Source organism: Chamaesiphon sp. OTE_8_metabat_110 (genome assembly GCF_031382685.1).
GTDB lineage: Bacteria > Cyanobacteriota > Cyanobacteriia > Cyanobacteriales > Chamaesiphonaceae > Chamaesiphon.
On record NZ_JANMZA010000676.1, the window covers coordinates 1 to 9,960 of the forward strand.

Annotated in this window: 10 protein-coding genes; 8 read left to right on the top strand and 2 right to left on the bottom strand. The window is 46.4% G+C overall.

All coding sequences use genetic code 11. The annotated features are described in order from the left end of the window. The coding region (locus RMO52_RS24345; protein WP_310419551.1) for a serine/threonine-protein kinase at positions 1 to 1,891 on the top strand (1,891 nt) is incomplete at its 5' end. A 318-nt stretch (positions 1,892 to 2,209) separates the two neighbouring features. Here the strand turns inward: RMO52_RS24345 and hpf are convergent. Continuing rightward, entirely contained in the window at positions 2,210 to 2,848 is a 639-nt protein-coding gene (gene hpf / locus RMO52_RS24350) for a ribosome hibernation-promoting factor, HPF/YfiA family (protein WP_309739014.1), read from the bottom strand. 426 nt (positions 2,849 to 3,274) lie between these two features. Between hpf and thrB the strand changes: the two genes are divergently transcribed. The 5 genes from thrB to RMO52_RS24375 all read left to right on the top strand — a co-directional run bounded on the left by thrB (position 3,275) and on the right by RMO52_RS24375 (position 7,676). Continuing rightward, complete coding sequence (gene thrB, locus RMO52_RS24355; RefSeq protein ID WP_309739016.1) at positions 3,275 to 4,180, top strand: homoserine kinase; 906 nt, start codon at positions 3,275 to 3,277, stop codon at positions 4,178 to 4,180. 276 nt (positions 4,181 to 4,456) lie between these two features. Next, entirely contained in the window at positions 4,457 to 5,455 is a 999-nt protein-coding gene (locus tag RMO52_RS24360) for a metal ABC transporter substrate-binding protein (protein ID WP_310419554.1), read from the top strand. Next, positions 5,452 to 6,225 (top strand): metal ABC transporter ATP-binding protein, encoded by a 774-nt coding sequence (locus RMO52_RS24365; protein WP_309739020.1) that lies wholly within the window; start codon positions 5,452 to 5,454, stop codon positions 6,223 to 6,225. Before RMO52_RS24360 ends, RMO52_RS24365 begins: the two co-directional genes overlap by 4 nt. A gap of 48 nt (positions 6,226 to 6,273) precedes the next feature. After that, positions 6,274 to 7,110, top strand: coding sequence for a metal ABC transporter permease (locus tag RMO52_RS24370; RefSeq protein WP_396135102.1), 837 nt, complete (start codon positions 6,274 to 6,276; stop codon positions 7,108 to 7,110). 8 nt (positions 7,111 to 7,118) lie between these two features. Then, positions 7,119 to 7,676 (top strand): HD domain-containing protein, encoded by a 558-nt coding sequence (locus RMO52_RS24375; RefSeq protein ID WP_310419560.1) that lies wholly within the window; start codon positions 7,119 to 7,121, stop codon positions 7,674 to 7,676. Positions 7,677 to 7,878: 202 nt separating this feature from the next. Here the strand turns inward: RMO52_RS24375 and RMO52_RS24380 are convergent, their stop codons facing one another. Continuing rightward, positions 7,879 to 8,487, bottom strand: a complete 609-nt coding sequence (locus tag RMO52_RS24380) for a chromophore lyase CpcT/CpeT (RefSeq protein WP_310419562.1) — start codon at positions 8,485 to 8,487, stop codon at positions 7,879 to 7,881. Between the two features lie 65 nt (positions 8,488 to 8,552). On the opposite strand from RMO52_RS24380, the gene RMO52_RS24385 reads away from it, so the two are divergent. Next, positions 8,553 to 9,482 (top strand): cobalamin-binding protein, encoded by a 930-nt coding sequence (locus RMO52_RS24385; protein ID WP_310419565.1) that lies wholly within the window; start codon positions 8,553 to 8,555, stop codon positions 9,480 to 9,482. Then, positions 9,475 to 9,861 carry a DUF309 domain-containing protein gene (locus tag RMO52_RS24390; protein ID WP_310419568.1) on the top strand — a complete coding sequence of 129 codons (387 nt, stop codon included), beginning with the start codon at positions 9,475 to 9,477 and terminating at the stop codon, positions 9,859 to 9,861. The genes RMO52_RS24385 and RMO52_RS24390 overlap by 8 nt, the downstream gene beginning before the upstream one ends. Positions 9,862 to 9,960: the final 99 nt, after the last annotated feature.

A 9,960-nucleotide genomic window follows, 5' to 3' on the forward strand; every position in this document is an offset into this window, starting at 1 on the left:
AGCCGTAGAACCGATCGGGCAAGGTGGATTCGGGCGGACATTTAAAGCGATCGATGAAGATAAGCCATCAAAACCTTTTTGTGTTATCAAGCAATTTTTCCCGCAGGTGGAAGGGACTACAGCAACTCAAAAAGCTGGAGAATTGTTTACACAAGAAGCTAGCGCCTTAGAGCAGTTAGATTATCCCAACATTCCCAAGTTACTTGCCTACTTTATCACCGCAGATGGTCGTCAATATTTAGTTCAAGAATTTATCGACGGTCGAAATCTGAAACTTGAGTTAGCAAGTCAGGGTACTTTTTCAGCTACCCAGATTCGAGAATTATTAAAATCGATTTTACCGACACTTAATTATCTCCATCAGTTAGGATTTATTCATCGAGATATCAAACCAGAAAATATCATCCGCCGCACTGATAACAGTCAGCTATATCTAGTTGACTTTGGGGCTGCGAAAACTAATGCAGTCACTGGTGCCGATCGGAAATCGCAACTCCAAGGTACGACGATCGGCACACCCGAGTTTATGGCTCCCGAACAAGGCTGGGGACGAGCTTTCGCGTCTAGCGATCTCTATAGCCTAGGGGTGACTTGTATCAATCTATGGACGGGAGTTTCACCATTTAATCTCTTCGATGACGATCGCAGTCAATGGAACTGGCAGGATAAAATTGCTGTGGCGATCGATCCGCAATTAGCTATAATTATCGATAAATTAATTCAACCGCGACCGATCGATCGCTATCCAACCGCACAAGCGGTAATCGATGAATTAGTAGATAGAAACGTTGCTAATTTACCAGTTCAAAATAACGATCTACCCGAACCTAAAATCCTAGAGAATACCGCTGCACTTCCAACACGCGTCGCACCTTCACCCACTCCAGCTAGTAGCATTAAACAGTTCGATCTGGGTTTACTAAATGAGCTAGGCATACCACCCCAACCGATCTCCAACTCATCGATCCAACCGACGGCTAACTGGACGTGTGACTATACTTTTACCTGGCATAGTAAACCAATTAATGCCATTGAGATCTTTACTAATGGTCAGTATTTAATTAGTGGTGATGATGGGGGTACTGTAGCAGTTTGGAACCTCACCATGCCACAACAACCGATCGCTACCTATTGTACCAACAATGCGATTTATGCCGTAGCTGCTAGTCCCAATTACAGCCAAATGGCCAGCGGCGACAAAAATCGCCGCGTCCAACTGCGCCGCAAAGAGTCAATTATCAACTCACTTCAAGAATTACACGCGGATTTTAGCAGTGTCGATAGCCATCATGGCTTTGTCTACAGCGTGCAGTTTAGTCCCGATGGTAAAATCTTAGCAAGCAGTAGTGCAGATCGGCGAATTCGGCTGTGGAATACCGATACAGGTAAAATTAGCTATACTCTCGACGGACATCAAGAGTCGGTAATGGCACTGGCTTTTATGCCCAATGGTAAAATCTTAGCTAGCGCTGGAGCCGATCGCACGATTCGATTTTGGGATGTCGAGCGCAAACAATTACTCAAGACAATTGAGGCTCACTCTCACACCATTCATGCGCTGGCAATTAGTCGCAATGGGAGTTTGATTGTGACGGGTAGTACCGATCGTACCGTCCAGGTGCGCCAACTGGGAACATCAGCACACCAGACATTAGAGGGGCATCAAGATGGCGTTCTCACCGTTGCCATCAGTCCCGATAACCAAACGATCGCTTCTGGCTCGATGGATGGGATGGTGTGCCTCTGGGATGCCAATACTAAGCAATTAATTCAGAGTTTCCAGGCTCATCAAAGTGCCGTCAGATCGATCGGGTTTCAGATAAACAGCAAGTTCTTGATTACCGCTAGTTGGGATCGGACGATTAAAATTTGGCGATCCGATCGAGCATGAAATATCTCTCTAACATTTAGTAGTGGGGAAATTCATCAAGCGGTATCTGCTAGGGCAGAGGCTTCGCCAACGCAGCCGGGAGGTTCCCTTTCTTGTCTTGACGCGCTTAACTTGGAGGGAACCTCCTGTCTTACCGCCCTTAACCTGGAAGGATACACCTCCAGAACGGGGCGGCGCAAAGCGCACGTCGCTGACGCACACAAACGGGAGGGAACCTCCCGGATTATGCGAGACAAGACAGCGGCGGTTTTATTCGGAGGGAACCCGAATAAAGAAACCGACAAGATATTTCCCCTACTAACGATCGTTGCTAATTACCTAGACTGTTTTGGAAATCGATACTTTTTCACCAGTACCGCGACCATTTTTATCATTACTTGTCGAACGTGGTTGAATCACCCCAAAGCCACCGTGATTGCGCCGATAAACAACATTCACTTCACCAGTCTCTGCGCTTCGATACATATAAAAATCGTGATCGACCAATTGTAACTGTGACAGAGCTTCCTCGATCGTCAATGCCGACATCGCAAAATATTTAGTCCGCACCACTTCTGCGGGTAAAGTCGCAGCGCGATTGTCGGTGAGGTTATAATCTAATAGCTCTAAATCTAATTCTTCTCCCAAATTTTCGGCTGGATCTGTCCGATCTTTTTTAGTAAAGTTACGCTCTTTATACTTGCGTAATTGGCGAGAAATTTTGTCGGCAACTAAATCGATACTTGCGTATAAATGTTCGCTGGCTTCTTCGGCGCGGATCGTTGCCCCGTTCGCATAAATTGTGACTTCAGCCACCTGTGCGGACGCAATGCGAGGATTTTTAGCAACTGATAAATTTACATCCACCCCGGTGGTGATATTTTCAAAATGGCTGACCGCCTTTTCGATTTTTTGATTGACATAATCGCGGATGGCATCGGTAATTTCGATGTTCTTACTCTGGAGCACAAGCTTCATAAGCATCTCCCACTGGATATGATATTGGGTTTAAGGTTGAGATAGGCAGAAAAATTGTGGAAACTAGTGTTTCCTCTGTAGCGAATTTTACTTACTAAGCTGATAAAATTGCCGACTCCGATCGAGAGTGGGTTTTCAGCTTTAGGATCGCGATTATCCAACTAGGGATAATATAACTACCTCACCTTTTTTGTGACTAACTATACACTAGCATTTATAATCTATTTGCAACATTGTTTAGCGTGTCTGGTTAAAAGACTTTGCAATTTGTGACATTCATTTACATCACAGATGGGAGATGGGAGATGGTAGAAGGTAAGAGGTGGTAAAAGGTAGGAATATTAGGACGCTTGCGTCTTCCCAACTCCCAACTCCCAACTCCCAACTCCCAACTCCCAACTCCCAACTCCCTATCCCCTTCCCCCTATGAATACCGTAACAATTCGCGTACCTGCTACCACTGCTAATCTGGGCGCGGGATTTGACTGTATTGGTGCGGCATTGAGCTTGTACAATCAGTTTACTTGGACAAAGATCGAGACGGAAACTTTGACGATCGCGGTACAAGGACTCGAAGCCGCTAGAGTCAATACTGATGCCAATAACCTTGCCTATCAAGCTTTTCTCAAATTGTACGATCGGATCGATCGTACGCCGCCAGTGATTCAGCTCGAAATTAAGCTAGGTGTCCCACTAGCAAGGGGTTTGGGTAGCTCGGCGACCGCGATCGTCGGTGGCTTACTCGGTGCCAATGTGCTGGCAGGAAACCCGCTCTCACCCGCAGAACTCATGCAACTGGCGATCGAGATGGAAGGACATCCCGACAATGTAGTGCCCGCGCTGATTGGCGGTTGTCAACTCGCCGCGACTGCCGCAAGTGGGTGGGCGATCGCGGATATTCCCTGGCATAATACGATCGTGCCGATAGTCGCGATTCCCAGTTTTGAACTCTCTACATCTGAGGCGCGGAGCGTGTTGCCCAATGAATACAGCCGTGCCGATGCGATTTTTAACACGGCTCATCTAGGCTTGATGTTACGCGGATTGGAGACGGGTAATCCCCAATGGCTAGCTGCGGCATTAACCGATCGCATCCACCAACCTTACCGCCAAAAACTAATTCCTGGCTATCCCGACGTAGAACGAGCTGTAATCGCCGCTGGGGGCTATGGCATGGTAATTAGCGGTGCGGGGCCGACTTTACTCGCTTTGAGCGGTTCAGACAGAGCTGAAGCCGTTGCTACAGCCATGACACAAGCTTGGGAACAGCATGATATTCGAGTGGACGCTAGAGCTTTGTCATTAGATCTGCAAGGTGCTGTCTGTAGTTAGCATCATTAAATAACTTAGGTTGCTACTTATTTCTTGCCTGCGACTGAAGTCGCGGCTAATGATGCAAAGTCCGCCTACGCGGACTAGTCAATGAGTCCGCGTAGGCGGACTTTGCATTCCGTTCGCGAAGCGTCTGCCTTGCAGAGCAGCGGTTTCTAACCGCTGTGATTACGGTAGGGCGATCGATTACGCTACTGCTGCCTGTGTTCTCATCATCATTTCATTTTTTCGATCGTATGTTAATATAAGAATATGAGATAATTATGAAATGTAGTAATGGGTCGTAAGTTCGGACTAAAATTCATCTGGAATCAACCGACAGCCAATGCCGATCGAGCGTCACGGTTAGCGGGATTGGTGCCGACTCGATCGAGCATCACCGGGATTGCACTGATATTACTGACAATGTGGGTTAGTGGCTGTGGATCGCAGTCTGGTTCAAAATCTCCAGCGGATCGGAAAGTAGTGCTGACGACGTTTACCGTGCTCGCAGACATGACGCGGAATGTGGCTGGCGATAAAATCGGTGTCGAATCGATCGTCAAACCCGGTGCTGAGATTCATGGCTACGAACCTACTCCGAGCGATTTGGGACGGGGACAGGGTGCCACCGCAATCTTCGATAATGGTTTCAATTTGGAGCGGTGGGCAACGAGATTTTACAATAGTTTTCCCAAGGTGCAGCATATTACCCTCAGCGAGGGGGTGCAACCTGTGGAGATCGGCAGCGATGCTTATAAGGGCAAACCCAATCCTCATGCCTGGATGTCTCCCAAAAATGCGCTGATCTATGTCGAAAATATCCGTCAAGCTCTGGGCAAAATCGATCCAACTAATGCCCAGACTTATGACACTAATGCCCTCAATTATAGCCAGCAGATTCGATCGCTCGACACTAAGCTCAAACAAGCAGTTGCCCGCATCCCCGCCGACAAGCGTTATTTAGTCAGTTGCGAAGGTGCTTTTACCTATATCGCTCGCGACTATGGACTCACCGAAGTCTACATCTGGCCAGTCAACGCCGAACAACAAGCGACCCCCAAACAAGTAGAGCGAGTCATCGATACCGTCCGCGCTAAGCAGATTCCCACTGTATTTTGTGAGAGTACCGTCGATAATCGGGCGCAGCTTCAGGTTGCTAAAGAGACGGGTGCCAAGTTTGGGGGCGTATTTTATGTAGACTCACTCTCGCCACCGAATGGCCCCGCAGCAACTTATTTGAAATTACTAGAGTACAACATCAACACACTGATTGAGGGGATGACAACCAAATGAATGCAATCGGTATCGATATTCACAATGTAACCGTCGCTTATCACGGTAAAGTCGCCCTCCACAGTGCTTCGCTGCAACTTAATAGTGGTTCGATCTGTGGATTGGTAGGGATGAATGGTGCGGGAAAATCAACACTGTTCAAAGCAATTATGGGTTTTGCAAAACCCATCAGCGGACGCATTTTAATTAATGGGTTGTCAATTCATCAAGCCCAAAAAAGCAATCTCGTTGCTTACGTGCCCCAATCAGAAGAAGTAGATTGGAATTTTCCAGTTAGTGTGGCCGATGTGGTGATGATGGGACGGTATGGGTATATGAATCTGTTGAGAATACCGCGCTCGATCGACAAACAAATAGTCCGCGAAAGTCTAGAACGCGTGCAAATGTGGGACTTACGCGATCGGCAAATCGGCGAATTATCTGGCGGTCAAAAGAAGCGGACATTTTTTGCGCGGGCACTAGCTCAACAAGCTCAAGTTTTACTATTAGACGAACCGTTTGCTGGTGTTGATGTCAAGACTGAGAAAATGATTATCGATTTGCTCCTTCAGCTTCGCCAAACCGGGCATACAATTTTAATTTCTACGCACGATCTAGCATCGATTAAAACCTTCTGCGATCGGGTGGTACTAATTAACCGCAGTATTCTGGCTTATGGTAATACTGCTGATGTCTTTACTCCTGAAAATATCTCTCGTGCTTTCGATAGTTCCTTGGGCGATTTTTCAAGCGTCACCAGTCAATTAGATCGCGTAAATCGGGAGCAATAAATCGTGGATATAATTAATTGGTTTGTCGCACCATTGCAGTATGAGTTTATGGTAAAAGCCATTTTTGTGAGTGCGTTAGTCGGGATGGTATGTGCGGCACTTTCTTGTTATATGACCCTCAAAGGATGGTCGCTGATGGGGGATGCTGTCTCTCATGCGGTGTTGCCCGGTGTCGCAGTTGCCTACATGCTCAATATCCCGCTAGCGATCGGTGCCTTTGTATTTGGAGTCGGCTCGACAATCGCGATCGGGTTTATCAAATCTCAAACTAGAATTAAAGAAGATACGGTTATTGGTTTAGTATTTACCGGATTTTTTGCACTAGGTTTAGTCTTGATTTCTAAAGTTCGCAGCTCGATCGACCTGACACATATTCTCTTTGGGAATGTCCTGGGAATTGCCGACGGTGATATCATCCAAACGGTAATTATTAGCGCGATTACTTTAGTAACCTTAGCAATCTTACGCAAAGATTTGATGCTGTTTTGCTTTGATTCTACCCATGCTCGATCGATCGGTTTGAATACAACTTTTCTCTACTACGTTTTACTATCTCTCCTAGCGCTGACTGCCGTTGCTGCCCTCCAAACAGTGGGAATTATTCTCGTTGTCGCGATGCTAGTTACGCCCGGTGCAACTGCATATATGTTGAGCGATAGATTTGATATGATGATGTTGATTGCGATGGCGTCAGGGATATTTTCCGGCGTCATGGGTACCTACATTAGTTACCATATCGATGGCTCTACGGGGGGCTGTATCGTCGTTTTGCAAACTCTATTATTTCTAGTGGCGATGATTTTTGCACCCAAGCATGGCTTGCTAGCTAAATCTCGGGATGCTCAAGCCGTTGCAGTAGTGGATGATAAGTATTTAGATAAGTGATTTCAAAGATGAAACAGAGTTTTAAAAGTTTCCAATCTGTATACGATTGCTATCAACTACTTCAAGACTTAGGTGCAAAGCTACGTTTAATCCAACATGTTAAATTGGTTGGCGAAGCTGCCGAAATTTTAATTTCACAGCTCCAACAGCTTGACATTCTATTCGATCGAGAGTGGATTAGATTGGGCGTGGCTTTTCATGATACTGGCAAAATCTTGTACCCATCAGAACTAGTCGATCGTGGCAATCGACATGAAGCAGCAGGTGAGTTAATGTTATTAGAACAGGGTGTCGATCCTAGGATTGCGCGATGTTGTCGATCGCACGGACAATGGCAACAACTAGAATGCAGTTTGGAAGAATTAATCGTCGCCCTTGCCGATAACTTGTGGAAAGGTAAGCGAAATAACGAACTCGAACATCGAGTAGTTACTAAAATTGCGGATATGCTCGATCGAGATTATTGGGAAATGTTTATCACATTAGATAGTGGCTTTGAAGAAGTCGCCGCAGCAGGTGCATCTAGACTCTCTCGGAGCATTATCGCGATCGATGTAGTCCCATAAATTCAGCTCGATCCCTGACGATCCCCAAAAACCGCTAAGAGCGAAACTAGACATCGCGTAGGGTGGGCACTGCCCACCAGCTAGGTTTCAGGCATAATCTATTTTATAAATAATTGCACCTACCTGCTTAGTTGCAGTTATTTATTAACTAGAAAGCATCAACCTTCGCTGATGCGTAGTGCCTGGGCTGTTGACTTGTTCTTTACAGACTAGCAACCTGACTAAGCTGAATTTCATCGGCAAAACTGGCTGTCTGAGTGAATTCAAATGGCCCCGCGATCGATCCCCAGACGCGCTCGTCGGTTTCAAGATCGCGACCGCGATCGAGGCTAGTTAGGTGCCCAGGGCCGATTTCAAAGCTGTTGTCCAAATAAGTATCTTTGCCATTCCGCGTGACCTTGCAGCCCTTTCCAGGCTCCACATAGCCCTTAAATGTACTGCCCGTCCACTCGGTTATCATCGTGCAACCGGGCATCTTAATAATTTTATCGCGGGTGAGCTGCTCGAATATCTCGGGCTTACGGGCGGCTCCGTAAAATTCGGCTTCGGGATCGATCGTGTAGTGTTCGATTTCGATGCGGTCATTCACAATCACAAAGTTCAATACTCGCAAGCGATAGGGATTGTGTAGCATGAAATCATAAGCCTGTTCCAGAAACAAACTCACCCCACCAAACAACTCATACGGTAGCGGACGCATACACACCCGAATGTGGGCAAAAAATGGCGGATTTTCAAATGCCTGTGCTTGATTGCTAAAATCGCCAGCCATCCAACGTGCTAGGGTCGGAATATCGGTAGAATGAGTCATAGTGGAGGTTAGATGTTAATTACTGTCGATTTTACTGGAACCGTGCCCTTCTATTTTCGCAACTTATGACTCAATTAGCATCACTGCGGCTAGTTTCACTTTTACCGAGTGCCACGGAAATTATTGCTTGTTTGGGATTGACGGAGCAACTAGTCGGAATTTCCCATGAGTGTGACTACCCGCCAGAAATAAAAAATCGCCCAGTTTGCACTGCGGCAAGACTTTCGATCCATCAGCCTAGTGGCGAGATTCATCAAGAGGTAGATAAATTACTGGCAGCAGCGGCGAGTATTTATGAAATTAATCTCGACGAGCTGACTAGATTAGAACCTACTCACATTATCACCCAAGACCAGTGTGACGTTTGCGCGGTAAGTTTTGGTGAAGTAGAAAAAGCCGTCGCGAAATTAACGAGTAGTCACCCCCAAATTATCTCACTCCAACCCGACACGATCGCCGATGTCTGGGCAGATATTCAACGCGTCGGTGAAACTCTCCAGGTTGACTGGCAACCGATTCTCTCGGCACTTCAATCCAGAGTTAAAACTTGCCAAACTCAGTGCGAAAGTCTCCAGGCAAATCCGCCGCGAGTTGCCTGTATCGAGTGGACAGATCCGCTAATGTTGGCAGGAAATTGGATTCCCGAACTAGTTGAGATAGCTGGAGGTAAGTCGATTGGCGGAGTTACCGGACAACATTCACCCCGGATTAGTTGGGATGAATTAATCGCCGCCGATCCCGATACGATTATTTTTATGCCTTGTGGTTTCGATCTTGACAGAACTCGGATTGAAGCTCAACCATTGACTAAACATCCCCAATGGGAAAAGCTTAAAGCAGTCCAATTGGGTCGAGTCTATATTACTGATGGTAATGCCTATTTCAATCGTCCCGGCCCCAGACTCGTAGAATCCCTAGAAATCCTCACCGAAATCCTCAATCCCCAATGCAATTACGGTCATCATGGCAATGGTTGGCTGAAAATAGATGAGTGACTACCCAGCCGAATGGTTACAGGGTATTCATGAGTTTAATACAGGCGAATATTATGCCTGTCATGATACCCTTGAAGCCTTGTGGATGGACTCGATCGATCCAGACAAAAAGTTCTATCAAGGTGTACTGCAAATCGCCGTCGCTTGCTATCATCTCCACAATCGCAACTGGCGCGGCGCGGTGACTTTACTCGGCGAAGGGATCGGTCGGTTGCCTTATTATCAACCAATATATGCGGGGATTGATGTCACCCAGTTAATTCAAGATAGTCGTAATTTATTAACTACCTTACAATCGATCGGAATTGAAGGTACAGACGATTTTGTCGATCGACTGGCTCAAGACTCTAGTATTTTACCCAAGGTTATATTGGTCTAAATGTTTAAAAATCCGAACCAATATAGTCAATCTAGGTATTGCTATCTGACTTATTATTTATAGCCTCAACGGATTCGATTTGGCTAGGAGTTTTGACCG